The organism is Siminovitchia fordii DSM 16014 = CIP 108821, assembly GCF_000374565.1.
Classification (GTDB): Bacteria; Bacillota; Bacilli; order Bacillales; family Bacillaceae_C; genus Siminovitchia; species Siminovitchia fordii.
The window spans coordinates 133,365-160,182 of sequence record NZ_KB894687.1 but is presented as its reverse complement, the minus strand read 5'-3'; the positions used below and the strand labels follow the sequence as shown (position 1 = coordinate 160,182).

At 40.4% G+C, this 26,818-nt stretch carries 30 protein-coding genes and 2 riboswitches; of the genes, 8 read left to right on the top strand and 22 right to left on the bottom strand.

Features of this window, described 5'->3' with window-relative positions; translation table 11 throughout:
- Nucleotides 1-33: 33 nt before the first annotated feature.
- The 4 genes from hydA to C509_RS0106565 form a co-directional block, all read right to left on the bottom strand.
- Nucleotides 34-1,461, bottom strand: coding sequence for a dihydropyrimidinase (hydA, locus tag C509_RS23540; protein ID WP_018706128.1), 1,428 nt, complete (start codon nucleotides 1,459-1,461; stop codon nucleotides 34-36).
- A 115-nt stretch (nucleotides 1,462-1,576) separates the two neighbouring features.
- Complete coding sequence (gene preA, locus C509_RS0106575; protein WP_018706127.1) at nucleotides 1,577-2,857, bottom strand: NAD-dependent dihydropyrimidine dehydrogenase subunit PreA; 1,281 nt, start codon at nucleotides 2,855-2,857, stop codon at nucleotides 1,577-1,579.
- A 29-nt stretch (nucleotides 2,858-2,886) separates the two neighbouring features.
- The gene (locus C509_RS0106570) at nucleotides 2,887-4,260 is read right to left on the bottom strand and encodes an NAD(P)-dependent oxidoreductase (RefSeq protein ID WP_018706126.1); all 1,374 of its coding nucleotides are present in this window, start codon (nucleotides 4,258-4,260) and stop codon (nucleotides 2,887-2,889) included.
- An 801-nt stretch (nucleotides 4,261-5,061) separates the two neighbouring features.
- Nucleotides 5,062-6,720 carry an AMP-binding protein gene (locus tag C509_RS0106565; protein WP_018706125.1) on the bottom strand — a complete coding sequence of 553 codons (1,659 nt, stop codon included), beginning with the start codon at nucleotides 6,718-6,720 and terminating at the stop codon, nucleotides 5,062-5,064.
- Nucleotides 6,721-7,088: 368 nt separating this feature from the next.
- On the opposite strand from C509_RS0106565, the gene C509_RS0106560 reads away from it, so the two are divergent.
- Complete coding sequence (locus C509_RS0106560; RefSeq protein WP_018706124.1) at nucleotides 7,089-7,313, top strand: hypothetical protein; 225 nt, start codon at nucleotides 7,089-7,091, stop codon at nucleotides 7,311-7,313.
- 50 nt (nucleotides 7,314-7,363) lie between these two features.
- On the opposite strand, the gene C509_RS0106555 is transcribed toward C509_RS0106560, so the two are convergent.
- On the bottom strand, nucleotides 7,364-7,573 hold the full coding sequence (locus tag C509_RS0106555) for a Fur-regulated basic protein FbpA (RefSeq protein WP_018706123.1): 210 nt from the start codon (nucleotides 7,571-7,573) through the stop codon (nucleotides 7,364-7,366).
- Between the two features lie 150 nt (nucleotides 7,574-7,723).
- Nucleotides 7,724-7,821, top strand: a riboswitch (guanidine-I (ykkC/yxkD leader).
- Nucleotides 7,822-7,881: 60 nt separating this feature from the next.
- Between C509_RS0106555 and C509_RS0106550 the strand changes: the two genes are divergently transcribed.
- On the top strand, nucleotides 7,882-8,223 hold the full coding sequence (locus C509_RS0106550) for a DMT family transporter (RefSeq protein ID WP_018706122.1): 342 nt from the start codon (nucleotides 7,882-7,884) through the stop codon (nucleotides 8,221-8,223).
- Nucleotides 8,223-8,537, top strand: a complete 315-nt coding sequence (locus C509_RS0106545; RefSeq protein ID WP_018706121.1) for a DMT family transporter — start codon at nucleotides 8,223-8,225, stop codon at nucleotides 8,535-8,537. Before C509_RS0106550 ends, C509_RS0106545 begins: the two co-directional genes overlap by 1 nt.
- A 528-nt stretch (nucleotides 8,538-9,065) precedes the next feature.
- On the opposite strand, the gene C509_RS0106540 is transcribed toward C509_RS0106545, so the two are convergent.
- From C509_RS0106540 to C509_RS0106500, 8 genes are all read right to left on the bottom strand, one after another.
- A complete protein-coding gene (locus C509_RS0106540; RefSeq protein WP_018706120.1) occupies nucleotides 9,066-9,440 on the bottom strand; it encodes a nuclear transport factor 2 family protein in 375 nt (124 codons plus the stop codon).
- Nucleotides 9,441-9,875: 435 nt separating this feature from the next.
- Nucleotides 9,876-10,091 (bottom strand): hypothetical protein, encoded by a 216-nt coding sequence (locus C509_RS0106535; RefSeq protein WP_018706119.1) that lies wholly within the window; start codon nucleotides 10,089-10,091, stop codon nucleotides 9,876-9,878.
- Between the two features lie 112 nt (nucleotides 10,092-10,203).
- Nucleotides 10,204-10,437, bottom strand: coding sequence for a helix-turn-helix domain-containing protein (locus tag C509_RS25085; RefSeq protein ID WP_018706117.1), 234 nt, complete (start codon nucleotides 10,435-10,437; stop codon nucleotides 10,204-10,206).
- A gap of 432 nt (nucleotides 10,438-10,869) precedes the next feature.
- Nucleotides 10,870-11,529 carry a hypothetical protein gene (locus C509_RS0106520; protein WP_018706116.1) on the bottom strand — a complete coding sequence of 220 codons (660 nt, stop codon included), beginning with the start codon at nucleotides 11,527-11,529 and terminating at the stop codon, nucleotides 10,870-10,872.
- A gap of 33 nt (nucleotides 11,530-11,562) precedes the next feature.
- A complete protein-coding gene (locus tag C509_RS0106515) occupies nucleotides 11,563-12,021 on the bottom strand; it encodes an Hsp20/alpha crystallin family protein (protein ID WP_018706115.1) in 459 nt (152 codons plus the stop codon).
- Between the two features lie 30 nt (nucleotides 12,022-12,051).
- Nucleotides 12,052-12,558, bottom strand: a complete 507-nt coding sequence (locus tag C509_RS25080; RefSeq protein ID WP_018706114.1) for a hypothetical protein — start codon at nucleotides 12,556-12,558, stop codon at nucleotides 12,052-12,054.
- A 22-nt stretch (nucleotides 12,559-12,580) separates the two neighbouring features.
- Nucleotides 12,581-12,823, bottom strand: a complete 243-nt coding sequence (locus tag C509_RS0106505; RefSeq protein ID WP_018706113.1) for a spore germination protein — start codon at nucleotides 12,821-12,823, stop codon at nucleotides 12,581-12,583.
- A 36-nt stretch (nucleotides 12,824-12,859) separates the two neighbouring features.
- Nucleotides 12,860-13,102 carry a spore germination protein gene (locus C509_RS0106500; RefSeq protein ID WP_018706112.1) on the bottom strand — a complete coding sequence of 81 codons (243 nt, stop codon included), beginning with the start codon at nucleotides 13,100-13,102 and terminating at the stop codon, nucleotides 12,860-12,862.
- A 288-nt stretch (nucleotides 13,103-13,390) separates the two neighbouring features.
- Here C509_RS0106500 and C509_RS0106495 point away from each other — a divergent pair, with 288 nt between their 5' ends.
- Nucleotides 13,391-13,672 carry a hypothetical protein gene (locus C509_RS0106495; RefSeq protein ID WP_018706111.1) on the top strand — a complete coding sequence of 94 codons (282 nt, stop codon included), beginning with the start codon at nucleotides 13,391-13,393 and terminating at the stop codon, nucleotides 13,670-13,672.
- A 704-nt stretch (nucleotides 13,673-14,376) separates the two neighbouring features.
- Nucleotides 14,377-14,538 (top strand): hypothetical protein, encoded by a 162-nt coding sequence (locus C509_RS26040; protein WP_018706110.1) that lies wholly within the window; start codon nucleotides 14,377-14,379, stop codon nucleotides 14,536-14,538.
- A gap of 426 nt (nucleotides 14,539-14,964) precedes the next feature.
- Here the strand turns inward: C509_RS26040 and C509_RS26945 are convergent, their stop codons facing one another.
- From C509_RS26945 to C509_RS26810, 3 genes are all read right to left on the bottom strand, one after another.
- Nucleotides 14,965-16,056 (bottom strand): DUF1259 domain-containing protein, encoded by a 1,092-nt coding sequence (locus C509_RS26945; RefSeq protein ID WP_018706109.1) that lies wholly within the window; start codon nucleotides 16,054-16,056, stop codon nucleotides 14,965-14,967.
- 425 nt (nucleotides 16,057-16,481) lie between these two features.
- Nucleotides 16,482-16,613: a hypothetical protein gene (locus C509_RS27195; protein WP_018706108.1), complete on the bottom strand. Its 132-nt coding sequence runs from the start codon at nucleotides 16,611-16,613 to the stop codon at nucleotides 16,482-16,484.
- Between the two features lie 213 nt (nucleotides 16,614-16,826).
- On the bottom strand, nucleotides 16,827-16,991 hold the full coding sequence (locus tag C509_RS26810) for a hypothetical protein (RefSeq protein ID WP_220095967.1): 165 nt from the start codon (nucleotides 16,989-16,991) through the stop codon (nucleotides 16,827-16,829).
- A gap of 382 nt (nucleotides 16,992-17,373) precedes the next feature.
- Between C509_RS26810 and C509_RS0106475 the strand changes: the two genes are divergently transcribed.
- The gene (locus C509_RS0106475; RefSeq protein ID WP_220095966.1) at nucleotides 17,374-18,774 is read left to right on the top strand and encodes a S9 family peptidase; all 1,401 of its coding nucleotides are present in this window, start codon (nucleotides 17,374-17,376) and stop codon (nucleotides 18,772-18,774) included.
- 271 nt (nucleotides 18,775-19,045) lie between these two features.
- Here the strand turns inward: C509_RS0106475 and C509_RS0106470 are convergent, their stop codons facing one another.
- A complete protein-coding gene (locus C509_RS0106470) occupies nucleotides 19,046-19,552 on the bottom strand; it encodes a hypothetical protein (RefSeq protein ID WP_018706106.1) in 507 nt (168 codons plus the stop codon).
- 22 nt (nucleotides 19,553-19,574) lie between these two features.
- Nucleotides 19,575-20,081, bottom strand: coding sequence for a hypothetical protein (locus C509_RS0106465; RefSeq protein WP_018706105.1), 507 nt, complete (start codon nucleotides 20,079-20,081; stop codon nucleotides 19,575-19,577).
- A gap of 456 nt (nucleotides 20,082-20,537) precedes the next feature.
- A riboswitch (PreQ1 riboswitch) is annotated at nucleotides 20,538-20,582 on the top strand.
- Between the two features lie 7 nt (nucleotides 20,583-20,589).
- Between C509_RS0106465 and C509_RS0106460 the strand changes: the two genes are divergently transcribed.
- Entirely contained in the window at nucleotides 20,590-21,078 is a 489-nt protein-coding gene (locus tag C509_RS0106460; RefSeq protein WP_018706104.1) for a QueT transporter family protein, read from the top strand.
- Nucleotides 21,079-21,110: 32 nt separating this feature from the next.
- Here C509_RS0106460 and C509_RS0106455 read toward each other — a convergent pair whose 3' ends face one another.
- Entirely contained in the window at nucleotides 21,111-21,938 is an 828-nt protein-coding gene (locus tag C509_RS0106455) for an STAS domain-containing protein (protein ID WP_018706103.1), read from the bottom strand.
- Between the two features lie 346 nt (nucleotides 21,939-22,284).
- On the opposite strand from C509_RS0106455, the gene C509_RS27455 reads away from it, so the two are divergent.
- Nucleotides 22,285-22,794, top strand: coding sequence for a TM2 domain-containing protein (locus C509_RS27455; RefSeq protein ID WP_018706102.1), 510 nt, complete (start codon nucleotides 22,285-22,287; stop codon nucleotides 22,792-22,794).
- A gap of 59 nt (nucleotides 22,795-22,853) precedes the next feature.
- Here the strand turns inward: C509_RS27455 and C509_RS0106445 are convergent, their stop codons facing one another.
- The 3 genes from C509_RS0106445 to C509_RS0106420 form a co-directional block, all read right to left on the bottom strand.
- Nucleotides 22,854-23,816 carry a 2-hydroxyacid dehydrogenase gene (locus C509_RS0106445; RefSeq protein WP_018706101.1) on the bottom strand — a complete coding sequence of 321 codons (963 nt, stop codon included), beginning with the start codon at nucleotides 23,814-23,816 and terminating at the stop codon, nucleotides 22,854-22,856.
- A gap of 526 nt (nucleotides 23,817-24,342) precedes the next feature.
- Nucleotides 24,343-24,882 (bottom strand): 2,4'-dihydroxyacetophenone dioxygenase family protein, encoded by a 540-nt coding sequence (locus tag C509_RS0106430; protein ID WP_018706098.1) that lies wholly within the window; start codon nucleotides 24,880-24,882, stop codon nucleotides 24,343-24,345.
- A 344-nt stretch (nucleotides 24,883-25,226) separates the two neighbouring features.
- Nucleotides 25,227-26,753 (bottom strand): solute carrier family 23 protein, encoded by a 1,527-nt coding sequence (locus tag C509_RS0106420; RefSeq protein WP_211214257.1) that lies wholly within the window; start codon nucleotides 26,751-26,753, stop codon nucleotides 25,227-25,229.
- Nucleotides 26,754-26,818: the final 65 nt, after the last annotated feature.

Genomic DNA, 26,818 nt, shown 5'->3' with positions numbered 1-26,818 from the left:
TTTCAAGTTGAAGCAGCCCCGCACCTTAAATTTTCACCCTTTTAACAAACCCTCCAATTGACCAGTTTCCTTATACAAATCGTGATTGAATTTGTTGCATTTTAAAAATTTCCCTTTCCCAGGCTTTCCGACGAATTCTTTATCTTTCACCACATAATTTCCACGTGAGAGCACTGTAATCGGTTCTCCGATAATCTTCAACCCTTCAAGTGCGCTATAATCCACATTCATATGATGAGTCTCAACAGAAATGATCCGTTCAACATTTGGATCAAATATAACAATATCAGCGTCACTGCCCGGGGCTATCGTCCCCTTTCTTGGAAACAATCCAAACAATTTGGCTGCCTGTGTCGATATAATATTGACAAAATCATGGATTGAAATCCGGCCTTTTTTCACACCTTCTGAAAATAAGACGCTAAATCGGTCTTCGACAAAGGGGCCTCCATTCGGTATTTTAGAAAAATCATTTTTCCCCAATTCTTTTTGACCTCTAAAATTGAAAGAACAATGGTCAGAGCCTATCGCCTGCAGATCTCCGCTTTTCAATGCATTCCATAAAACTTCCTGATTTGAACGCTCTCGTAATGGAGGCGACCAGACATATTTTGCCCCCTCAAAATCCGGCCTTTCTAAGTAAGTTTGATCAAGAACAAGATACTGTGGGCACGTCTCTCCAAAAACACGATATCCCCTTCTGCGTGCTTCAGCAATTTGTTCAACTGCTTCCTTGCACGTCACATGAACCACATACAATTGAGAATCCGCCAGCGCAGTGAGCCTTGCGGCACGTCCAGTCGCTTCTCCCTCAAGCTCTGGCGGACGGGTCAAGGCATGATAGATAGGTTCCGTATTTCCTTCCTTTAAGGCTTTTTCTGTCAAATAGTTAATGACATCCCCATTTTCCGCATGCACCATCACTAGACCACCGTGTTCCCTGGCCGTGACCAATGTCTGGAAAAGGGTTTCATCATCCGCTTGTAATACATCCTTATAAGCCATGAATATTTTAAAAGAAGTAACTCCTTCTTCTTCAATTATCTGAGGCATTTCCATAAATACTTCTTCATTTGCTTCCGCGATCTGCAAGTGAAATCCATAGTCAATCACAGCTTTACCCGATGATTTGGCATGCCATTTTTCCAAAGCGCTTTTTAATGATTTTCCTTTTTCCGTCAAGCAAAAATCAATGATTGTCGTTGTTCCTCCGCATGCCGCTGCTATGGAACCGGTTTCAAAATCATCTGCTGTAACAGTTCCACCGAACGGCATATCCATATGTGTATGCGGATCAATACCTCCTGGCATCACATAATAACCGGAGGCATCGATCACTTCAGCATATATATCGCTTATGTTTTGACCGATTGCCTGAATTTTTTCATCTTCAATTAATACATCTGCGGTATAGACATCTGTGGAGGTTACAACTGTTCCATTTTTAATGATTTTTTTCATTATTACATTAAACCCTCCCGGAAATTAGGAATATTAGCGAATGGTGCCATATAATTCTTCACTTAACCCACCATGTTTTATTTTCAGGTTACGAAAAAGGCTTCAGCCATGCCTGTTATTTGGATAGCTGATGAGCATTTAACATTTTCAAAGCCGCTTGGCGAACATTCCATGACATCGGTGGTTCGGTTGGTACAAGTTCAACCATGTCGATTGCTCCTTCAACCGGACAAACGATAGAGCAAAGGTTACATCCGACACACTCTTCTTCCCTGACCTTCAAGTAACCATGACCGTTTTCATCTGTCAGCATATCAATACATTGGTGAGAGGTATCTTCACAGGCAATGTGACACTTATTGCAATTAATGCAGATATCATTATTAATACGTGCAACGATCTTATGATTTAAATCTAAGTTACTCCAATCCGTATATTTTTCTACGGAGGCACCGATAATCTCACTTACAGAGGCAATCCCTTTCTCATCCAAATAATTACTCAGCCCTTCCGTCAAATCATCAATAATACTGAAACCATGGTGCATGGCAGCTGTACAGATTTGTACACCACCCGCTCCCATGAGCATAAACTCTACGGTGTCTTGCCAGGTTGAAACGCCTCCTATCCCTGATATTGGAATAGTTATATCCTTTTGCCTGGCGCATTCTCCGATCATATTCAGGGCAATAGGTTTTACCGCTGGCCCGCTATAGCCACCGTGCGCTCCCAACCCATTTACATTCGGGATCGTATTCCATGTATCCAAATCGACTCCCATTAAACTGTTAATCGTATTGATCATGCTGATTGCATCAGCTCCACCGCGCTGTGCTGCTCTTGCGGTCGCAGTGATATCTGTTATATTCGGTGTTAATTTGGTTATCACCGGGACTTCCGAGGCTTCCTTTGCATAAAGGGTTGTCTTTTCCACCAAATCCGGATGCTGACCAACCGCAGAACCCATTCCTCTTTCAGACATTCCATGTGGACATCCAAGATTCAATTCAAAACCATCGACCCCTACATCCTGAACTCGTTTAACGATTTCGTGCCATTTTTCACGCTTAGGTTCAACCATTAAGGAAGCTATAATGGGATGATCTGGAAAACGCTTTTTTGTTTCATAGATTTCTTTTAGATTATCCTCAATCGGACGATCAGAGATTAATTCAATATTGTTAAATCCAGCTACTCGCCGACCATTGAAGTGATGTGCAGCAAAACGGGAAGTCACGTTCAATATCGGCTCACCAAGTGTCTTCCAAACTGCTCCACCCCACCCGGCCTCAAAAGCCCGTTGTACTTGGTATCCCGTATTTGTCGGTGGTGCGGATGCCAGCCAGTATGGATTAGGAGACTTAATCCCAGCAAATTGAATACTAATATCAGCCATGTTCATCCTCCCTCCTTATCTATTAAAACTTACACCTTCTCTATCATAGGCTTTTTTAATTGCTGATGTATGGCGTATGCTGCCTCTTTTCCCTGCTGAGCAGCAGTCACGACCATCGCTTCTCCCAGCCCTTTTCCAAAAATCACGTCACCTGCCGCATAGACTTTTGGATTGGAGGTAAGGAATGTTTCTTTGTCTACCTTTACAACACCACCATTGTGTTCCAAACCGAATTCATCAATCAGGTGACGGTGGCGTGTCTGGCCAATTGCCTTCACCACTATATCAACATCAATTAAAAATTCAGAACCTTTTATTTCAACTGGTTGCGGACGTCCATCGTTTCCCGTTTCTTTCAATTCCATCCGGACACACTCCATCTGTTTTAACTGTCCTCTGTCGTCACCGATAAGGCGTTTAGGGGCGGTGAGCCATCTGAATTCCACCCTATCTTGTTTGGCAAATTCATACTCAAAGTCATAAGCTGTCATTTCTGCTTGTGTTCTGCGATAAAGAATCTTGACATTGTCAGCTCCAAGTCTTATGGATGTAGTAGCGCCATCAATTGCCGTATTTCCTGCTCCGATGACAGCTACACGTTTCCCGGAAAAGTTTGTTGGATAATTTTTATTCTTTGTCTCCTCAATCAGATCGATTGCATCATAAACACCTGCTAAATCTTCACCTTCTATTTGAAGCATCGGAACTTTCCACATTCCCACAGCAAGTATGACGGCATCAAAATCCCTTATAAGATCGTCAGCCGACATATCTTTACCGATTTCTGTATTTGTACGAATCTGAACACCAAGACTTTCTACTTGCTCCACTTCCCATAAGGATATATTTTTCGGGAGACGAAATGGGACAATTCCATGCGTGTCCAAACCACCTGCTTCTTGCTTACGCTCAAATATCGTTACCTCATATCCTAATCGTCCAAGTTCCCGGGCCGCTGACAGACCAGCAGGACCACTTCCTACTATGGCAACCTTTTTTTCATTTCTTTCCCCTGCTTCGAATAGTGCCTGTTCATTTTTGATAGCCCAATCAGTGGCATAACGCTGCAAATCACCGATCAAAATAGGGTTTGTGGAATGATTCAGTACACATGCCCCTTCACACAATTCCTCAGTCGGACAAACACGGCTACAACTTGCTCCTATAGGGTTTTCTTCCATTATCATTTTGGCAGATCCTTTTAAGTTCCCCGAGGCGATTTTCTTAATAAAACCCGGAATATTGATCCCAGTAGGGCAGGCTTTTATACAGGGTGCATCATAACAATAGAGACAGCGATTCGCTTCATCTAACGCTTCCTGTGCATTAAAACTGGGCTTGGACTCCTCAAAGTTTTTTGCCAGTTCCTCTGCCGACAACAATTTTTGTACTGAATTTCCCAATGATAAGCCTCCTTTTCAGGATTACTGTATTAGAAAATGAAAACTGTTTTTTAAAAAAAGTCTATTTCCCCTGCCCTAATCTACGCCACCTGAGCCCGGAAAATCACCCCCTGAAATTTATTTAATCGGGCATAGCTAACAAATCTTTTGTTATATTATTATAAATATTCTAAATTATTTATTCAATAGATATTATGTAACGAATATATCATTATGATTAGTGATTTTGTCATGAAACATATAAGAAAAACTGTGAGTGATTTTACAGGACTGTTTCTGGAGTTACAGCCATTGGGCTTTGAATTTACTACGGGTATCTTTACACCTCCTTTCATTAAATCATGAGTACATCTTCATATATCCTCCAACTTTTCTTAAGTGGTCTTCAGAGTGTTTAGTACTATTCAATCACTATTCAATATTATGCATCTTGTACAACTTCTAGCCCGAAAAAATTTGTCGATTCCCCGGTTTAACTATCCAATTTCCAAACCTTTTAGGTTCCTCATTAAAAACAATATGTTTAAATGGGGAAATCCAGCATTTTAATTCAAAAAAAAAGCCTTACAGACTTAGTATATTCATTGAAATTCTAGGATGCCTCAGATGTAAACTAATGTAACTTTAATATGAAAATATCCTTACAACTTTTTATGTTTAGTATATAGCCTCTCTTTTGATTTCATTTCCCATTTATCTTGTTTTAGAGCGTCGTTCGCTATATTTCTTTTTTTGAGCCCAATACCCTTTTCTAAATCAATTTTTGAATTATTGCCTTAGCCCATCAGTTAACTAAATGTATTATGATCCACCTTTTAGAATGCGGTCTTTGATTAATTCAATACCCTTTTGTCGCAGCTTAAATTTTTGTATTTTTCCGGATGCAGTCAGCGGAAACTCCTCACAAAATTGAATAAAGCGAGGGATTTTATGATGGGAGATCCTGCTCTTGAAAAACTCCCTTATCTCCTCTGCGGAAGCAGTTTGTTTTTCTTTTAATTTTACCCAGGCCATAACCTCTTCACCGTAAAATTCATCCGGTACACCAACTACTTGAACATCCAGAACTTTCGGATGCAAGTAAAAATATTCCTCTATTTCACGAGGATATATATTTTCTCCTCCTCTAATAATCATATCTTTGAGTCGTCCGACAATACGGCAGTAACCATTATCATCCATCACTGCCAAATCTCCTGTATGAAGCCAGCCATCGGCATCAATTGTTTCCCTCGTCACTTTTTCATTTTTGTAATACCCTTTCATCACATGATACCCTCTTGTACACAGTTCACCTTCCACATTTCTGGGAACTTCACGGTCGGTTCCCGGTTCAACAATTTTCACTTCGACATTCGGCAGAGGCCGACCTACAGTGGTAACTCGAATTTCAAGCGGATCATTTGTTCTTGTCTGTGTGATAACGGGAGATGACTCTGTTTGTCCATAGGCAATTGTAATTTCTTTTACCCCCATTTTCTCTGTCACTGCCCGCATCACTTCAATCGGACACGTTGAGCCAGCCATTATTCCGGTACGCAAAGAACTCAAATCATATTTTTCAAAGTTCGGATGGTTCAATTCCGCAATAAACATGGTTGGTACGCCATGAAGGGCAGTGCATTTTTCCGCTTCAACCGCTTTAAGTACCTGTTCCGCATGAAATTCTTCTATGACCACCATCGAAGTGCCGGCTGTCACACTTGTAAGTGTCCCCAGGACACAGCCGAATGTATGGAAAAAGGGTACCGGGATGCATAAACGGTCTTTATTAGTTAAGTTCATGCAGGTTGCAATGCTATTTGCATTATTAATTAAGTTATAATGGCTGAGCATTACTCCTTTGGGATAACCTGTGGTTCCTGAAGTGTACTGCATATTGATCACATCATCCGGATGGAGTTCCGCCTGCCTTTTTTCAAGTGTTTCATCTTCCACCTCAAGCCCAAGTTTTATTATGTCAGACCACAGGAACATTCCTGGAAAACGTTTCTCCCCCAAAATGATGACATTTTTCAAATATGGCAGTGATTCAGACTGAAGTTTCCCTGGCACGGAAGTTTTGAGTTCCGGAACAATCGTATATAGCATATCTACATAAGATGTTCCTTTATAAGACTCCATTAAAATAAGTGTTGTAGCGTCTGAATGGGACAGTAGATATTCCAGTTCAGTTGTTTGAAAATTAGTGTTCACTGTAACAAGTACTGCCCCCATTTTACCAGTAGCGAACTGAGCTGCCAGCCATTCAGGTTGATTGGATGTCCAGACAGCAAGATGGTCTCCTTTTTCTACACCGAGCTTCATCAATCCTTTCGCCACTTGCCGACAATGACGATTAAATGCTTCATAGGAATAACGAAGTTCCCGGTTAGGAAATACAACCGCATCGTTATTTGGAAATTTTTCGGCAACCTCCTCCAACAACTGACCGATGGTTTTGTTCATTAAATCAGGCATGCTTTCCTCCTTAATATGTGATCTTTAATTAGCGGTTGAAGTGTTTGTTCTCAACATCCTTTTGCTTTTGGGTAACGAGCAACTGAATCTTCATTATCCACTCATATAATACGCATAACACTCCATATAACCGCCATATCATAAATTCTTAATTTAAAGCTAAAGGGCCATTTAAAGATCAACAGGTCATCAGATTATTTTACGTTTAATTATATAGGATAGATCATTGAAATCAATCTATTCCTAATATTATAAACGTTCTATTTTCAAATGAATGGTTATAAAGACTGAGGATATCAAAGCCTGTGGATTATTTAACACATAAAATCCTTCTTTTTTCCAGAAGATAAGAGAAAGGAGTTGATAATGTGCCAAGAAAAACCGAAGATGTCCATTCAAACGCCACTCCCCATCGAGATGGAAAATATGAAAGTGTGATTAACGATTCTACGGGTATACAAAGTCCGCAAATGGGAGTTTTTACCAATAATGAGAAAAGGAAGCAAAATCCTTTTCAACTATCCAATCCTCCAAAAAAAGACATGGAAGATTTTGAACAACTAATGCGTGGGGATGCATTGGATAAACTTTGATAAACGAACAGCCCTTCCCGATTTGGGGAGGGCTGTTGTAATAACACTTACTATACGTCCGCTTTTTTCCCCACCCAACGAATGGAACCCATTTGATTGTGAGGATGGCTGGTTGATTTGACTCTCCTGTATTTGTATTCCAATTCCTTCAGTGACAATTCAAAGAGGTGTTTTCCCCCGTGTTTGAATACACCCATCATCACCAGTCTGTCTATCAGTTCTTTCCGTCTATTTTCAACAGGCTGTGTTAATTGGCCCATTCGTTTCTCTCCTTTCCAGATAAACATGTCCGGTCAATATCTTATACTTATATTAAATCATATAATTCTTATAAGTCAACTATGATTTATTTATGATTGCCGCAAAGCTTGAATGTGAATCGTCGGCGTGTATAATATAATTAATAGCATATAAATGTTTTCTAGGGTTCCGCGGCATCCATGTCGGCCTGGTCCGAGAGAAAACTCACAGCTCCGCTGTGCCACGGAAGGATAAAAGCCTGGGAGATGACTGTTTAACAGTATCTCTCAGGCTTTTATTTTTTTGTAAAAAATTGGAGGTAAAAAAAATGAACAGACATTGGGGCAAAGTGTTTATCGCTGCTTTTTTTGAAATTTTTTGGGTGATTGGACTGAAGCATGCAGATGGTTTCTGGAGTTGGACTGGAACAATCATTTCTATTATGATCAGTTTTTATTTGATGATCATGGCTGGCAGAAAACTGCCGGTAGGTACTGTCTATGCTGTATTCGTAGGACTCGGAACTACGGGAACAGTTTTTTCCGACATTGTATTTTTTGGTCAACCATTTAAAGCTGCTCAAATCCTGCTGATTTTAATGTTGCTGACAGGGGTGATCGGCTTGAAATTAGTTACAAAAGAAGGAATTAAAGAAAGGGTTGAATCCTAGTGGCATGGGTTTCTTTAGTTATTGCAGGATTATTTGAAATGTTTGGGGTCTTAATGATCAATAAATTGCATCGCGATCGCAGTTGGCAATCCGCTGTATTGCTGTGTATCGGATTCGGGGCAAGTTTCCTGTTTCTTGCACAAGCAATGAAGACTTTGCCAATGGGCACCGCCTATGCGATCTGGACAGGAATCGGCGCGTCTGGCGGGGCCATATTGGGAATCGTATTGTATAGTGAGCCAAAGGATTTTAAAAGAATTGCTTTCATTGCAATGGTACTGGGGGCAACTATTGGATTAAAACTAGTTTCATGAAGTGGAATGTCCATAACAGTAAATCAATTTTTTGATTTCTTATACAAGTGCACGTCCTATGCATTAGGAAAAAGCAATTTACTACAAGGATAAAAATCAGATTTCTTAGTATATTAATTGAGAAATTGAGCTCATTCTATTCCTCCATTTTATGAACCCAAAATGAAAAATTGGATTATTCTTGTTTAAGAATCCGCGCCCAATTGCTGAAGATCAAGATAATTATTATGAAGCTCCCTTAGCTTATAAAACACTACCACTAATGAAGAAGAGTACGAATTACAAAAGGAATGAGATATAAGAAAAAAGCTTAGTTCACCCGAATTGCAAATAAAGCTAAGATATTGCAAAATTTTAAGTTCCAGTAGCAAATTAACACTAAAAAAGCAGGGTGATTTCAACACAAAGTTAAAATCACCCTGCTTTATAATGAAATTCAACCAGACTTATTTGACTTCTCTTAATATTTCTATAAATGAAAACATCGCTAAAGAAATGCTTCCGTTAACATAACAACTATATCCTACATCAGAACACACCATTCTCATTGGGAGAGCTCTCCGGTATGGGCTGGCCCACATCCCAGAGTTCGACGATGAGGTCGTTATGAAAGCGGAAGATATGGACTACAGCTCCTCCAAGATCATCTTGCTTTTGCTTTACATGTGAGTGTACCGCAACGATATCTCCCTCTTCGATAACACGTTTGACTTCAAGGGTTTTGTGAGGATTATTAGCGGCGTTATCTTCCATTGCGAGCATTAGAGAGTCAGCATCTCCTCGGAAAAAAGGATTATGATGGCGAAAATCAGGACCAATGTATCTACGGTATGCTTCGCGTACTTCCCCCGACGCAACCATTTGCAGAAATGATACCGCCTTCTCTTTTAAAGAGTTTTTCATTGCAAATCATCCTTTCTTTAAAGGGTTACCCTTGTTATGTAATTAATCTAACTAGCCTGTTAAGCCCCAAGCTTCTATTTTGTGCAAAACTAATTGTTAGTAACATTATTATCCCATATGTTGATATTTTTAACTTAAAAAACTCAATTCTTGCTATACGCCCGTTCGTAATATAATGTTAGCCAGCTTATACTGGTTGACCTTTTTTCATTGGGTCTTATGATAACGGTAGCCGAAGTAGAACTTAGCGCCCGTGGGACTAGATTCTGTCAGCAAAACTGATCGTCCCCTACATGTATAAACAAAGTTGTCCAAAGTTCGATTATAGTGAAGAAGATCTCTAATAGCTCTTCCTCTTTCTTCGGATGAAGATTTGAATCCAGAGACTTTCATAATTCGGTAAATTCTTTTAGGATTAAAATCCTATTTAAATGTTCAATTTACATTCATAGTCATCAGCTGATAGCTATAGATACCATCATATTTTTCATGAAGGTGGATGATCTCCTCAATAATATCTTCGTTCAGTTTCTCTTGTTCAGCAGGTCGGCGATTCAGCCATTTATAGTATGATGAGAGAGCGATGCCGGCGATTTTATTCAGCATGAAAATAGAGAATTTATCCTCTTTGTTCAGTTCCTTGATCGCCAAATATATATGTTCAAGGCGGCCCCTGCTTAAGACCGCCTCCTTTCGTTCTCCTTCAACTTTTTTAAAAACACAATTTCTGCTTTTAACCGTTCATTCTCTTTTTCAAGCCTCTTCATCTACCCTCTACTTTTTCTTCTGCCGTTAATTCCTCTTCGGTCTTATTTCTCCCGCGTCTGTCCTGGAGTGCTTCAATTCCGCCGGCTTCATGCTTTCTTACCCATTGATAAACCTGTTGATAAGATACCCCGTAGTGCTCAGCTGTTTCATGGTAATCTTTATCTTTGGATATACAATAGTGGACAATATCAATACGTTCTTTCCAAGTAGTGGATATCCCTTTTGCCATAAAGCGATTCAGCTCTTTCCCCGTAGCTTTGATTTCTCTATGCTAATCTACTTCTTAATCTATTTTCTTAAAATGGAGTCATCTGTTAACTCATACTTTTTCACAACCTCTTCGAGAGAAGAGTGTCTGATTCATAATCGTGTATAGCAGCAGTTTCAGTTCCTTGGATTTTTTCCATGTCTTTGATTCCTTGAGGCCATCTATCCCATATTTTTCATACTTATAGATTCAATCCCTAACTTTAGTCCTCCCGACTTTAAAGGTGGAACATAATTGGGTAAAGAAATATTCCTGGCGTTGATAAGCTGTTATATTCAATGGTAAAGTTTAGTTTAAACATAAAAATGCCCCCCCTTTTAGCATCCAGGTTTTATTTTTTTACCTGTCTACTTAAATGGGAGCATATCAACCGGGAGCCCGTCATTAGTTTTTCTAGTTGTCGTTCTCTTCAGGAACCTCATTCCTTTGGTCCTCTTTGTCGGCTCCCCTGTTGTTTTCATTACTCTTGTCGATTCCATACTTTTCTTTCATTGCTTTAAACTTCTTCTTTTTTTCTTGCCACTTTTCCATCGGTTCCTCTGGTATCCCTTCGCTGGGATTCGAGCTATTTTCAAAAGTAGCACCGATGTTCATTTGACCACTCAGTTCCTTGACTCCCAGACTCCCGACATTGTTAACCTGTTCATATTTATCGACAAACAATTTTTCAACCGTAATCTCCTGAAAGAGAACCGAATGATCAGGGTCATGTACCCTGGCTTCTTCATTTCTGCTATCCATTTCGGCCGTTGTTTCATCTGCCCATGTTTCTAAAGCTGACATCTTTTTTTCAAGGGATATTATTCGCTTATATAATTCCTGATAAGCATACTGAACAGGTGCAAATTCCGATTTTACGGTTTCTTCAAGAAGGGGCACTAGCCTTTTTTCCAAGCCTTTTGTTTTATCCAATTTATTTAACTGGCTAAGCCGCTTTTCCATTTCCAAGATTTGTTTTACATACTCATCCAACATACTCAGTTTTTTCAGTTGTTTTTCCATCATGTCAAGCCTTTGGTAAACATTAACTTGCTCCTTATTTTTGATAGACACCCGTTTATCACACCTTATGGTCAGAATAGGTGATCATCGAATGATGATATTTTCTTCTCTTACAAAAGTTCTTGGATAGGAAACGATTAACAGCCCATTTTGAAAACGAGCCATTACATGTTTACTTTTAGCAGGTTCCGGAAGGTCAATATCCCTTTTGAACTCACCATATAACCGTTCATTCTGAACAGTCACTCCATTTACAATAGGGGAGTGCATGACTCCTCTGACTGTAAGTTTATTTCCTGAAACGGATAAATAGATATCCTCTCTTTTGGCACCTGGAATTTCCATTAAAAGAATCACTTCCTGATCTGTCAAATAAATGTCAGTTTGAGGATATTTTAAATAAGGACTTTCTCTTGTTGAATCATCTTTTTCGTCCAGGTCCATTCCTTCCGGAGGATGCTCATCAAAAACCATTTCCCAAAACTTTCCGTTTTGGTATTGTTGTGTTATTTCCATCCACTTTTTTAATTTATCAATATCCATATGCTTGTTCCCCTCGCTTGATTAATACTCTTATTCCAAGGGTGGGACAGCTATTTCTGCGAATTGCGGATCATTTCTCTTTTTCATTTTTATTTGCAAAAAAGGATCGCGGTATTCCGAAACGGTGTCCTTCATGGTTACTGTTGAGGGAAGGGTGATAACATGCCGATCCTCCCGTGCAGGAATCCCTTCAAGAATTAGTTGATTAGAATTATGGTAGATCTTTATATGGGATAACAGGCTGCTATCTGTCAGGAGCACTTTTACATAGACGTGGTCAAGGCTATCAAAAGTCATGGCCTGTAAGGATTCCTTAATTGACTCTTCTTTCTTCGACTCGGATTCTTTTTCTTCCTCCAGCGGCTTTCGTTCTTCTTGGCTGTCCATATACATAGAACCCATCATTTTCGCATTTTTGAGAGATGTGGAAATGGACTGCTCCATCACTTCATGAACAAATTTCTGTATGTCATTATTAAAATAATTTTGACTTAGCCATTTTGGCAGCCCGCCTTTAGAAAATGGGAATGGCAGCATATTTGGTCTCCCCTAATGTCTGTTAAAATTGGTTGGCGATGGGAAGGGATGGGTTGGCGATTTGATCTTGGTCGCTTACATCAGTATCAAAACTGCTGGTGCCCATAAGCGATGTGGAAGGGGACAGGTCTCCCAATGACAGATTGGCGCCGATAAATTTTGAGTTTGCTGTATGGCTGTTTTGAATGTTTCCACCAATATCTATGTTTCCGTTTTGGTTGATCCCATTCGTCTTCATATTGAGGATATTTATAATAAAAGGCATGGTAAACTCCTTCCATTTTTGGTTTTGCCACATCACCTACACTTGTTTGGCGTTTACGTTTGCCGGGTTTCCGATATCTCCCTGATCATTTAGATCTGGATCAATATACACGTTTTCCATCCCTGCAGTGGTTGGAGAAGTATCTCCGTAAGAGGAGTTCCCCCCTGTTGACTTCGAATTTGCCGAATGTGAATTGTGTAGAGTGTCGCCGATGTTCAAAGAGCCATTGTTCGATATGTTGTTGATTTTGAGATTGTATATATTTATACTTGTGGCCATGTTCTCATCCTCCCGACACATCTTTGGTTATATATATGCCCATGTTTTATATTTGTTAAAGTAAAGGTCTATTTCTAAATGTTTTCATGCTATTTCTTCTTTAATTACTGCTGTTGCCTTCATTATAAGTTACTTAAGATATTTCCAAAAACTGACCTTACAACCTCATCAATTTGTATAAGCTGGCGCACGACGCTTATACTTTTTTATACTTGCATATAATCTATATAATTCAGCATTCTAAACATAGGGATGAAAAAAGATTAATTTTTGAAGGGAGTATTTTTTTTGGATTTCCCTACAATACATACAAATTTTTGGGATGCTGTTGTTGCTGTTCCATTGGTGATGTTGATAACTCAACTTATAAAGCTTTTACTAAAAGTACCAAAGAAATATGTACCTACGATTGCCGTTGCTTTAGGTTTGGGTATTTCAGTGTTTATAAGCCACCGTCACAACCTTATAGCCGGTGTTTTTATGGGATGGTTTTATGGATCTGCTGCTATAGGTTCCTATTCCTCGTTAAAAACAAGCATTAAGGCATTTAGGAATGAAAAAGATAATTGATTTGCAAGAAGACAAATCATGTCACAAACATTTATTATTTTTTGTACTGATTTGGAACTTCCACATAAATATTGCATAGTATACGATGGAAGCAATATCAAAAACGTCTATCTGTTTAAGGCTACCTTCAAGAGGTAGTCTTTCGTGTTCCTATTTCCCTCTGAACTAACGGATTAAAGTGCGTAACTTATCACAGCCCCTGACCGACACAAAATAGAATTATAATTTGGGCCTCTATTACTTTACCTGGATCGTATATTTTAATATGCATACCTGTTATACTGTCTATAAAATATTCGAAACGGGTATACTATGCCTCGTTACTAAATCAGTGAAACAGTCAATTTCACTTAGGAGCTTTTTGCTCAAAAGTACTGGACACTTTTTTTATTTTATCGATGAAGCTTCTTTCTTCTGATCTTCTCCCTAATCGCTTCTACTAGTTGCTTTATTAATGCCCCACAATCTTGGCCTCTTTAACCCAGATCCCTGCTCAAAAACCGTAAACCAGCGCAGTGACTAAATAAAAGCAAACAGTCAATCATATTATCACTTCCACATTTGCTTCCTCTCATTTGAGAGGGATTTTTTATTTTATTAAAAATCCTCTTTTTTATCAGACTCTCTGTCCAATCATTTTTCGACATTGTTCAGTATATTATTAACGAAGCCGCCTTTAATTCATGCATAGGAGTGCCAGGAGTATGTTCATTTTTGAAGATACTTTGTTGATGAAGAAAGAGAAAGACGGGGAAGGCGATTCATTTATAATTGTCGTGAAGAACGCGAAAGAGAGCTCAGACATGAGTCCGAGTGTAAGTGTAGAGAACGCAGACATAGACATGAAGATTGCGATTGGCAGGTAACTGATAGGAAAAAGGAGAAATCTCTTGAGGTGGGGGATTTTTTTATAAAACTGCTCCGGAAAATGAGCTTATTCATGTCAGCTAGCCAATTCATCAAATTGTTTCCAAGGGCAGACAATGATTTCATGATCTTGAGTTCAATAATCTTGTGTAAAAGGCGTACTCGATAGGCTCTTTCACCGCGTGGTTCAGCATCTTTCTTAACAGCTACGTGCTATGAAAAACTTCGTAAATTACAGGGTTCAATAAGTATTATCCCCTTATTAAACTTCGGGCATGAAGTATGATAAGGGGAAATGAAAATTTTATAAAGGCCAGCTCTGAAATGCGCTCAGAAATATCTTCGCTGGCTATATTCTTAGACACTACGGTTCTCTTAAAAAAACGACCCAAAATGAATTTCCTTCAGCTTTTCTTTTGGGCATTTTATTTTCTCCTAATAGATGTTCTACTCCTGAACCTTACCTTCCGATTAGTTAGTACACTTAATGCATTACGAGTTTTTCTTGCAAAGTCCAGCGGCTGGTCGATCGATAACCAGTGTATATACATGAGCCTCGGATGTTCAAATAACCAGTGATTATGAAACGCCGTTACTAATATTCCTTGTTCCCGGAGTCTGCTGATAAAAGGATTGAGCTCCTCCTGTAGAATAACAGTTTCACCGGCGCAAAGTGCACGTCCGTCCTGGGACATGGACTCAAAGGTAAACATCTGCGGAATCAGTAGGAAGGAGCGGCCTTGTCTGCCTAGAACAACCGGTCGGATGTTATGCCTTGATCTCATCACGATGCATACGTCATCTTCAAACGTATGCATTTCTCCACCAAGAATTCGACTGAACTGATTACAAAGGCTGCCATCCACCTGTCTTACCGCCTGAAACTCAACACTTCGAGCATCTTGGCTTTCCGTTTCAGGGGAAAGGAATGAATCAAATTCATGCGAGCTGGATTCTGCTTCATGTGAACTAAAATCAAATTTAAGTGAACTAGATTCTACTTCTTGTAAATTGAAATCAAAACTAGATTCTACTTCTTGTGAACTGGATTTAGCTTTGTGCAGAGATTCAACTTTGTGTGAACTTGATACAACCTGGATTTGTTTAGTAGTTAACACCCGCATTGCATCTCTGACTTTTCGGGCAAAAGTAAGCGGCTCGTCGATGGACTCAAAGTGCATATACATGAGTCGAGGCTTATCGAAAAGCCAGTGATTGTGTGTAGCTGTTACAATAATGCCGTGTTGACGAAGCTTACTCATAAACGGGTTAACTTCCTTTTGGAGAAGAACCGTCTCTCCAAGGCACAAGGCTTTCCCATTTTTATTCAAATGTTCAAATGAAAAAGCCTGGGGAACAAACATAAAAGATTCTGCAGGTCTCCCCAATACAACAGGATGAAGATTTGTTCTGGACCTGGTTGCGATACATACACCATTAATCACACCGGGGGTGGACCCAAGTATTCTTGCAAACTCTCGGCAAAGCCTTGAAGGAGTCATATCCATATTTCTCACTAATAAATCCCTCCAAATGATTGATATAAATAACCTCTGGTAGGGTATGCCCTACAAGAAATTCCGTAAGTGTAAAATACCCATCCCTTGTAAAATAGGTTTGGGAGAACAATTAAAAAGCAGGAGCATACTTAATTAAAGTCGATTAGAGACTAACAAAACAGCCCGTTTATACTATTTCGGCATAAAGCCGGAGCCTTCTCCAGGCAAAAGTTCCAGCAGTCCGATAAAAGGCTTGACCGGGAAAAAGAACTCTCTCGTATTAAGATCCGAATTAACATAGCACTATTTTTAGTCCAAGCTTTTGCTTGAATAGAAAAAATGACAACCGGTAACCATCTTTAAAGATCCGAGGTTATGCCTCAATTCCCCGCCCCCAATAATTACATATCGTTTGCCCTTAATTCTGAATAAGACTTTCCAATTTAGTATTGCTCATCCGTTGAAAGCTGGAGCTTCACTGTCATAGAAATGCCAGGAATATCAGCCTGCGAAAAAGCAGCTGAAGAACAACCCACATTTTTGATCGTGCCCTTTCGGTATATGCGAAACTCCAAATTCTTCCTCTTTCTAAACATCTAAATTTTTAGGCAATATTTCCCGAGTAGGATCCCAGATAAAACTTCTAGCCGAATACAAAGTTAAATAGACTATATAGCAAAACAAATAAAGGAATGAGTGGAAATGAGGAGACCATTAAATCCTGAGGATCTTTTTGAATTAAAAATCGTTAGTGATCCGCAAATATCCCCTAATGGAAAGAGTATTGTCTACGTCGAAACAAGGATCGATCGACTTACTAATAAATATTGCAGCCGCATCTGGATCGTTTCCACTTTCGGAGAAACCGAACCACAACAATTTACATCCGGTCCTGGGCTAGATTTTGCTCCCCGTTGGTCGCCGGACGGCAAATGGCTAGCTTTTGTATCCACAAGGCGGGGACACTCTCAACTTTGGATCATGCCCAGTACAGGGGGCGAAGCCGAACCGCTTACTAATATTCGGTATGTCGGCGGCATTCCTGTATGGTCGCCGGACAGCCGTACCATTGCTTGTGTTGTTAACGTCGGTCCAAAAGGACCAGAAGAGGAGCATGGTCGAAAAAAAACGCCAAGACAACGTTTCTCAGAAGATGTGCTTGTCATTGATCGTCTTGAGTATAAGTTGGACACCACTGGTTATTTAGTCGGGAAACATTGGCACCTTTTCACTATCCCTGCCGTAGGTCCTGATCGCGGTAAATACCAGCAGCTCACGTTTGGTGACTACAACTACTCTTCCCCGGCATGGTCACCCGATGGACAATACATCGCCTTGGCCGGAAACAGGACACCAGAACGTTTAGACCTCGCTTTGGTCAATGATATTTGGGTGATTCCTGCTACAGGGGGAGAACCTCGCCGGTTAACTCGAAGTCAAGGGCCTGCCAACCATCCGGCGTGGTCTCCTGATGGACAAGTGATTGCTTATGTTGGACACGATCGGAGTTACGGCAGTTATACGAACCCAGGCATTTGGATGGTTGCTGCATCCGGGGGAGAGCCATGGGAATTGACTAACGGATTCCCCTATCCCGTAGGTGATAAATCCATTGGGGACATCCGCGGTCATAAAGAACCTTCGATTAGCTTAACTTGGGCTTCTGATGGTCACAACATATATACATGTGTAAGTAAAGCCGGAGCCGTTCATCTTTGGCGCTTTTCCATTCCAGATAATCAAGCAATTCAAATGACCACTGGGAATTCAGTCATCTACAATATAAGCTTTACTCCGGACACTCGTCAGGTAGCGATGGCCATTACTACAGCTACGCTGCCAAATGACGTCTGGGTTGCTGACATCTCCAATGAAAAGATTACCAACAAACGTCGTCTCACAAGAGTGAACCGAGAGTGGCTCAGTCGGCTTGCCATTTCCGAGCCGATCCGTTTTTCCTCACGTTCGGCGAACGGCCCGGAGGTCGAAGGTTGGATTCTTTATCCGCATGGGAGGACTCCTGCACGAGGTCTAATTCCCGCGATCCTGGAAATCCACGGTGGACCGATGGTTATGTATGGCTATGTCTTTTTCCTAGAATTCCAACTGCTAGCTTCACAAGGTTTTGCCGTGATTTATACCAACCCTCGCGGGAGCATGGGCTATGGACAAGAATTTGTCACAGCCATCCGAGGCGATTGGGGAAACCATGATTATATGGACTTGATGGCCGTAATGGACTACGTTCTATCGCAAGGATTGATCGATCCAAACCGTCTTGGTGTTGCGGGCGGAAGCTACGGTGGGTATATGACTAACTGGATCGTCACCCAAACCCACCGTTTCAAAGCTGCCGTTTCCATGAGAGGCATCAGCAATCTATATAGTTTATTTGGTACTTCAGACAGTGGATTTTTAAAAGCCGATGAGTATAGCGGTCCACCTTGGGTGTTTCCGGAAAAGTACATGAAGCGCTCGCCCATCAAGTATGTGGCTAACGTTCGAACGCCGCTCTTAATCATTGGAAGCACCCACGATTTTCGAGTTCCTATTGAACAAGGTGAACAATTTTATACTGCCCTGAAGTTTCAGGGGCGTAACGTGCGTATGGTCCGCTTTCTCAATGATACTCATGAGCTCTCACGTTCTGGCAACCCCTGGCATCGGGTGATTCGGTTGGAACATATTCTAAGCTGGTTTCAGAAACACCTTAAGGTTGACTATCGGTACAAATAATAATTAAGGGAATAAAACATAGAAGACGTTCGGATCCGCGCCGGACGTCTTTCTTTTTATTGCTCTGGTTTTGAACCTAGAATGTATTGAAGGGAGCAACATTGCAGGAAAATGAAAGACGAAACTTTCATTCATGTGAATATTGAATAAGGTTTTAGGTCATTTCTAACAACTAAATTTTCAAAGAGAAGTAGTCCTCATACCGAATATTTATTCATGTACTTAAATGTAACAATCTGGAACATAGGCCATTACGTTTTGTTGGTTTCTTCTATTTCATAGTCATATCCTGCATGATTTTTACTTGCATGTCCTGAAAGGTATCTTTTCCTAAGAATGCATGAGCTTTTTTCTCTAATTTTTTTATAATGATATCATTTTCCAATAAAGTCTCCCTAATCCGTTGTATCAGTTGGAGAGCGCTTGATCCTTTGACTTGCTTGGCTACTCTTTCGAGAAGTACTTTCGCATCAACAGAAAATTTAGGCGCGAAGCTGAGGCACATGACCATATTGATCTGAAGTGCCTTGCTATATTCCTTTGTAAATGCACGGCGAACGCCACCTCGTACACCTGCATAACCATATGAAATCTCGGAAATAGCCCGATAAAAAAGTATCATTCCATCTGCATGACTGGATTCTGGATTCAACCGAAGTTCACTCACTAAAGATACTAACCGCTGTACTACTGTCTTAGCCGAGTCCATTGTTTGCCACCAATCCAACAAACGGTATTGCTCTTCCGCACTTAATGTCAAAGGTTGTGTATTTAGCATTTTTCTCCTCCTTTAATCTTTACTATAGACGTGGGATTGCTTGAATATTTTCGATTCGTTTACGAATGATATCCCATTCAGATCCAAGTAGAGCCTGGCCAAGATTTATTGCTTCTTTAATTTTTTCAGAAATCTGATAATTTAAATGGCGACTCTGCTCAATAAGAAATAAAAGATCAGGGCTTGCTCTTTTTACAGCCAGTTCAAAATTAGGGCTTAATTGTTTTACACTGATGCCCAGTGTATCAAGGTCGAACACAAGCATTTCTTTTACTAAAGAAATGGATTCACCTTGACGAAGCCGATGAATCGTCCCTTGTACCGCATCAAATCCGTACCCGATATCTGCAACAGAAGCATGGTATGGATTCAATCCTGGTGCAGCCCTGATGGATGGAATAACTCGAAATCCCGTAGTAATGGAACACACAACTTCTTTGGCAGCCATCCCTTTTTCCAAGGCTGTATAAATGGCTTCAAGATATGAATCTCTTTGGCCGGAATCCATACCCTTGAAGTTAATTGTCATTGATTTGTTCCTCCTCTCTGTATTCTATAACTATGTACTGAGATTCCTGAAAATTTATATTATGTACCAAGATAATGAAAATTTATAATTGTCATTAGAGCCTATATGTCAAGTATAACTCTCACCAAACTAAATAATGATTAGGAAGGTAGGGTTGTATAAGCTTGTATATCTCGAATGGACTGGCTGTTATTAAAATCATTGGCCAGATATTCCTACCGAAATTTGCTCTACATGGATTTAGGCATACCCATGCTAGTATAAAAGTAATCAATATAATATATCAGAACGCTTGGGTCATACTGATATCAATACAACGATCCGAAGAAACGCTTATATGATAAAAGAGTTGCGAAAACAAGATGAAGCAAAGCAATCAATGTCTTTGAGGCAATGTGAACAGTTTTACACATTAAGATTTACAAACATATATGAACACTGGTATTATAAGCTAGGCATTACGTGGTTCGAGACCATCCCACGAAAAAAAACTAGGGAGAGATTCATTATGAAGATCAGAATACTTGCTGTAAACGGCATTTTAGCAGCATTGTATATTGCCGTTTCTTTTTTTGTGCAGCCATTCGGCTTTACAAATATCCAGTTCCGGATTTCGGAAATGTTCAATCATTTGGTTGTCTTTAATAAAAAGTACATTTTCGGAATTGTCATCGGAGTATTTTTAACGAATTTATTTTTTTCTCCTCTTGGCGTATATGACCTTGTTTTCGGTGTAGCGCAATCAGTAATTGCACTGTTGATAACAATCACCTCAGCTAAATTTATCCGAAACATTTTGCTGAGGATGTTCGTGAATACAGTTGTTTTCACTTTCACCATGTTTATCATTGCCTATGAACTAAAACTGGTCCTGGGTCTGCCGTTTCTCTTTACTTGGTACACTGTAGCGGCCGGAGAATTTGTAGTCATGGCTGCCGGTATTCCCATTGTCTATTACTTGAACGAACGTATCCGGTTTGACCGGCTTATGTCATAAAGAAAAGCTGCCGTTGCAATGAACGGCAGCTTTTAGTCGGTCAAATAATCTTTTAAAGCCTGTTGTAATGTCCCTTTCATGGTAGCTTTATCACCAAAAGAAACCCCAAGATTGATCATTTTTCTTACAATAATAGGATGAAGACCGGTTAAAACTGCTTCACAGCCCATCAATTCGATGCCGTTGATAATTTTAAGGAATCGGTCAATGACTTCCGGCTCCATATTGGCAACCCCGGACAAATCTATCATCAATGTCCGAATTCGCAGTTTAGAAATTTCCATCAACGCTTTCTCTTCTATTCTAATGGCCCTTGACTCGTCAATTTCTCCAATTAACGGAAGAACACAGATCGTTGAATTAATCGGTATAATAGGTACAGATAGATTTTCAACAATCTCTCTCTGAGCTTCAATCAATTCGTCTTTATACTTGGAGTAACTTAGGAAAAAGGTGTTCAGAAATTGATCCACTCCCTGGTTAATTGATTTTTCCATGGAGTAAAATCTGTCCATTTGATCGACCTCTCCATTCTTGCTGTCGTAAAAGTGGAGAAATGTCCATAGTGTCCGGCGGATTGCATGCACCCACTCCAATTTAAAAGCCAGTGTCAGAGAATGCTTTGCCCAAGCCATCCCCTCTTGAACCGCAAAGTCCACAAGCTCCTGATCACGTTCCTCTATCACATGCATGACGAGTTTGTGTGCATTATCCAATAGATTAATATTACCAATTACCCGGATTTCCTCTATTTTATTACGTACATTTACCGCTTCTTGTAACAGTCTTTCTTCAAATGAGTCTTTATTCTGTTTAAAAAAGTCCCTCAAATTCATATTTGGTTTGTAGACTATATCCAAAAAGCATCCCCCACTTATAATAGAATGGTAATTTACAATTGATCCATGGAAACTTAAAATGAATTTTGCCGCCTCTATCGTATCAAAATCCTTCCTTGCGGTAAACTCGTTCAGCTTGAGGGCTAATAGAGGAGAACGGATTCTTCAACTAATTCTCTGGAGATCATACTTGATTAAAAAGTGTTCTTATCTTAACATAGTGGCCCATCTGGAATGCATCTTTTTTACCACTATCAAACATTACTTTTTCCTTATCATGTTTACAACTATTTCTATAAATAGTAAGATTATGAATACAATCAATAGCTGTTAAAAAAGATAGAAAAATAGGAAAAGGGGTAGAAAAATGGCAAATTGCTATGTACATACTGATGCAAGCTCCGTAGGGGTTTGTGTAGGTTGCGGCAAATTCATTTGCGAAAATTGTAACACAGAAATCAAAAATAAGAATTATTGTAAAAATTGCATCGAAGAGATTTTTAATGAGAATAATAAAAAAATAGAAAAGCTTGAAGATAACAACCGCAACCAGCAACCAATGGTATTCATGAATGCGGGCGGTGGCGGAGGGGCTTCCAGTTCCTCAAGCAGTTCATCCAGTTCGGGAGGCGGCCAGAGTTATGCTCCCCGTTATACTAAAAGCAAGGTTGCGGCCGGAATTCTCGGCATTCTCCTTGGAGGTTTCGGCATACATAAATTCTATTTAGGAAAATGGTTTCAGGGACTCATCTATTTAATTTTTTGCTGGACATATATTCCTTCCATTATTGGGTTCATTGAAGGGATCATTTATTTGATCTCGAATGATGAGGATTTTGCCAGAAAGCATGACAAAGGATACATGCGAGCGGGTTGAAATATCCAAAAAGTAAGGAGCAGGGAGGTCCTTTGATCCTACCCCTGCTCTTTTTCTGGTTACACTACCCGATTTTCAGGCTCCTCCCCTGTTAATGCGGCCACCATGTTTTTAGCCGCCTTCATTGCCATGGCATCTGTTGTTTTTCTGCTTGCCGAACCAATGTGAGGAGTCGTCACCACATTAGGCATTTTTAGAAGTGGGTTATCCTTGTTTACAGGCTCTTGAGCGAATACATCCAAAGCAGCGGCATGAATTTCCTTATTTTCAAGCGCTTGAATAAGAGCTTGTTCATCAATCGTCTGACCGCGTGACACATTAATGAAAATGGCTGATTTTTTCATGAGCTTGAATTCTTTTTCACCGATCATCCCCTGTGTTTCCGGAGTGAGCGGCGTCATCAATAAAACAAAATCTGATTGTTTTAATAGTGGTTCAAGATCGCTGTACTTAACTCCAAGCTCTTCCTCTGCTTCAGGCTTGCGATTCCGGTTATAGTAAAGAACATCCATATTAAAGCCTAGCTTCCCTCTTCTTGCAATCGCCTCACCGATTCTGCCCATTCCTATAATACCCAGCGTCGCACTATGTACATCCGTTCCAATAAAAGGATCATCTCCCGAGGTCGGCTCCCATTTACCTGCTTTAACAAATTGGTCCAGCTCCACTATCCGTCTCGCTGAAGCCAATATAAGCCCAAAAGCTAGGTCTGCCACCGTCTCATCCAATACCCCCGGCGTATTGGTCCCAATGATATTCCGCTTCTTCATCACTTCAATATCAAAGTTATTATATCCGACAGATATATTGCTGACCACCTTCAGGTTGGGAGCATGGTTCAGCAGGTTCTCCGTAATTTTCCTTCCAGACGTGATCAACCCATCGACATCGGCAATTTCCTTTAATAGGTCCTCCCTTTTGATCAGTTCCTTCTGATCCCAGACTTTAACATCACAATACTGTGCCAAATAATCTTTTACCTCTTGTGCAATCGGCTGGGAAACATACACTTTCGGTTTCATGACTGCTCCTCCTCTGCTGCTTACTTTTTCTGAATCTTTTATACGTCTCTCATTGTACCGCTTTCAAAGGGTAAATGACAATAGTTGGAGATCGTTGCGTAGCATCAGATTAACTTATCTAAAAGAAAGGTAGCAATATCGTGAAAAACACGTTTAATAGGAGTGTGTTTGTGGGAGCAGCATTGCTATGGGGCGCAATGTCTGGGGCAGCAAATATGCTGGGAACCATCATTGTACCCTAATATCCTCTTCCTTAAGCCATTGGCGGGATATTTGTTTCTCGACCATGCATCTACCGCTGTAAAAGCCTTCATGAGTGCGTTTGCCGCTGAGGAATTGTATCTATGATTGCTTCCACCATGATGCCGGAGGCATATGAAAAAAGAAGACCGCTTGTCGGCTTCATTACTGCGTGCGGATTTTTTATGACATTGCTTTTCTAATAAGTGGGAGATAGGAACTGACAGAGCATGGTGCGTAGAAATATTATATTATCCTTCACAGCATGCTCTGTCCAAAACCATAACTAGTTTTTTTGTTCTTGCAAGTCCGTAGTACCAAATGTATAATCAACCACTGTTGTATAGTCAATGGCGTTGTTTTCCTTTGCCATATAATAATGCAAGCGTGCATCAGCCATCACAACAAGATTTCCGTCGTCATCATAGCCCCCGATTGGCCCGTGGGATACAGCAAACATTGTGCATCCTTCTGGTGTAGTAAATGGTTCATGGACATTCCCGGCCGCTTCACATGTATAATAGTTTTTATATCCCTTATCGTCCCTTTCTTCCTCATAATAAAAACCGCCTTCAAGAATAAACGCTTCTGTGTTATGAAGATGCCAGTGAACAGCAGCTTTGACTCCTGGATCAACTTTTAAAAGCATTGTAAAGTTACCCGACACTAGATCGCACATGAAAAGCTTAAAATAAGTACCTGGCATGAGCCAATCCGTCCAAGGTATCCAATCGGGATTGATAAAATCCCTGCGCTCTCCTTTAGGGCTGTTCCCAGGGCTTTTCATCCAAAAGTCGGGAGTGAATCTTTTAATTTGGTTTGTCATATCTTTTCCTCCTTTTTTCGAATTCCATATTTCTCATAAAATATCAACTCTACTCTCACCTTACGGAATTGAGTAAAAGAATTAATATGATACTATATTTGAAAGTTCCAAAGTCAACATGTGAGGAGATATTGGACCAACTTCCCGCGAAGCTTTACCTTGATGAACATTTTATTCAAAGAAAGCAAATCTAAGGAGATACCACCTATTGAGTGGTTTCCTGCTTATTTCTAAAAAATCAATAAGGTGAATTCCAGCGTTAAGGAACAGTAATAGAATATAATCTCCAATTAGGAGACTGTTGTAAATTAAGTGTTTTCCCTTCATTGTCACCAATCTATCTTTCACCCACTCTTCTCCTTAATGATCGGTTCATCCATATCCGGCTCCGAAAGGACTCTGACTCCCTTATAAGCGTAGTAAATGAAATAAACCGCCATGAGCAGATATCCGATTTCATAGGATGGAGCTGCATTAAATGCCAGCTTTGGAGCGTGCATGATTCCAAAGAACGAGAACAGGAATCCGACGATTGAAAACATAGCAGCCCGTTTGAAATTCTTGTCGATTACATAAACGGTGATTGCACCCAATATGATCCCAGAAAACATAGCTCCCTGTCCCAGTGGCACAATGGCAGAAGATATTCCGCTTACGACCTCCTCCGCATTGTTGTTAAAACGGGTCATAATGTAATTTGCGAAATACGGAAGCATGGCAATGGAAACAGCCATGAAATACTTTGACTTGTTTGATTGAAATGCTGTTGCAACCATGGAAATTCCGACGAATACCATAATAGGTGCTATCGCAGATACCGGTATGATACTGGATATCGCAGCTATTAATCCGAAAAGTGCTGCAACGACATAGACAATTCCATTTAATATACTGTAGCCGCGGCCAGCTCCCATCCATTTGGAACCTACCGAAGCCATATAGACGGTAGTCGGAAATGCTCCGCCAAAAAAGGTTCCCAACACAGTTCCGACTCCATCGACTGCCATACACTCTTTTACATCGTATTTATCCCCCAAGGTAGCAACGGCCTCTACGTTATTCATAGTTTCCACGGCGTTATAAATCGTAATAGGAATGACTACTGCTAAAACCGCGGTCAGTGTAGTAAATAACTGTATGCTTCCTTCAAAAGCAGCAGCTGTCGGGATGAACGGGTAAAAACCCAAATCACCAAGCCCATCTGCAATCTGTGAAAAGCTTGACTCCCCCATCGAATAAGCGATGATTGTCCCCATAATGATGGCAAACAAGGATGCTGGGATATTGAACGGCATGCGTATTTTACCGATAATTCCGACAATTACAATCGCTAAAACAACCAGTCCTACTACTGGAACTTCCAACGTTTTAAACAACATTTCACCTGCTATAAAAGCCAAAGCAATTCCTGCCAAAGCTCCCAGCATGGCCGCTCTTGGAATATGCTTATGAACCCATCTCCCAATGAAACTGACCATAATTTCTATCACACCACTGACCAAACAGGCTCCTACCGCTATTTTCCACGCCAACTCCGGATCCCCCACGATAGTTTTCGCCGGTAAAAGAACACCGAATAGGAATACAAACATAACGGGTGTACTTATACCATAAGCCAAAGCCGTAACATCTGTTCGTCCTTCTTTTTTTGCCAGCCGGTTGGCAGTATAAGCATAGTAAAGATTTCCGACCAGGACCGCTATGGCCGCTCCAGGTATCACCTTTCCGAATACAATTTCCTTTGGATACCCCATCCCCAGCATACTGACTGCTATGATGACAAAATCCGCGAGGTTGTTTTGAAACAAGGCGAAGAATCCGTCCATATCCTCTCTTTTGAACCAGGGATAATGTACAGCTGACTTGTTCAACAACTTGCACCTCCTGCTTCTTATCTTATATTTTCCAGCTAAAACCCAGAGACTTTTAATTATTT